Genomic DNA, 1,257 nt, shown 5'->3' with positions numbered 1-1,257 from the left:
TACCCAGCAGACTTCACTTTCGTTTGCCCAACAGAGCTTGGTGACGTTGCAGACAAATACGAAGAGCTTCAGTCTCGCGGTGTAGAAGTTTACTCAGTATCAACTGACACGCACTTCACGCACAAAGCATGGCACGATTCTTCAGAAACAATCGGCAAGATTCAATACCACATGCTTGGCGACCCAACAGGTCAAATCACGCGCAACTTTGAAGTAATGCGTGAAGATCAAGGTCTTGCAGATCGCGGTACATTCATCGTTGACCCAGATGGCGTTATCCAAGCAATGGAAATTACAGCGGAAGGTATTGGCCGTGACGCAGAAGACCTACTTCGTAAGGTGAAAGCAGCACAGTACGTTCGTAACAACCCAGGTCAGGTTTGCCCAGCCGCATGGAAAGAAGGTGAAGAGACGCTAGCTCCATCATTAGACTTGGTAGGCAAGATTTAATTTTTGGATTAATTCCTACTGCGATTGCTAAGGCGGTGTTAAAGCGGGTTTCGGAATGCTCACTTACTATTAGTAAGCTCCGCTTCCTTAACACGCTCTGCCTAGACTTAGCTGATCTCGCGACGTAATTAATCTCGAAAATGTAGTCGGCTATTGCGATTGTTAGAGCTTTGTTGTAGTCCACCCCTCAATGCTCACTTACCAGACGGTAAGCTGCGCTTTCTCGGTGAACTTCGCCTCGCTCTAACTGCTCTCATCACGCCGCTAGCGGTTTGCCAGATAAAGAATCGTTCAATGGTCTAAAGTTGCAATAAATACTTTCACATAGAGTCTAGAACGAAGGGCCTTTCCCGTCGATCGCTTCAGCGATCCGGGTCGCCTTTGGGGTGTTGGGGGCTTTGGCGAAACAAAGACCCTGACCTGCTGTCGGCCAGCGCCGATAAGAAAAGAAGAGTTAAGACTAGAAATTATCTTCAAATCTCTTCGGATCAGAATACTAAGTCCCGAATCAACAGCGGGATGAACAAAATCAAAAACCACTTTAGAAACATACAGGTGAGCATCATGCTATCTCAAGACATTCTACAGGCAATTAAACAGTACACAGCCTCAATGCAGGCGCCGCTTACTTTCGTTCTTCAAAGTGGCGAACATGAAAAACGTGAGGAGCTGAAAAAGTTTCTTGCTGATATTGCAGGCACCAATGATCTTCTTTCGCTAGAAGAACGTGCCACAGGTTTACGTAGTCCGATCAGCTTCTACATTGAAGTTGATGGCAAAGACACAGGTGTCCAGTTCTCAGGTATC

Annotated in this window: 1 protein-coding gene and 1 pseudogene; both read left to right on the top strand. The window is 46.5% G+C overall.

Annotation, left to right across the window (positions count from 1 at the left end; genetic code table 11):
• A partial coding sequence (gene ahpC, locus A3739_RS10005) for an alkyl hydroperoxide reductase subunit C (protein ID WP_068501183.1) occupies positions 1-450 on the top strand: 450 nt, incomplete at its 5' end.
• 564 nt (positions 451-1,014) lie between these two features.
• Positions 1,015-1,257 (top strand): annotated as a pseudogene (locus tag A3739_RS10000) (alkyl hydroperoxide reductase subunit F); the annotation flags it as partial.

Source organism: Oleiphilus sp. HI0067 (assembly GCF_001635735.1).
This window is presented reverse-complemented; position numbering and strand designations above follow the sequence as displayed.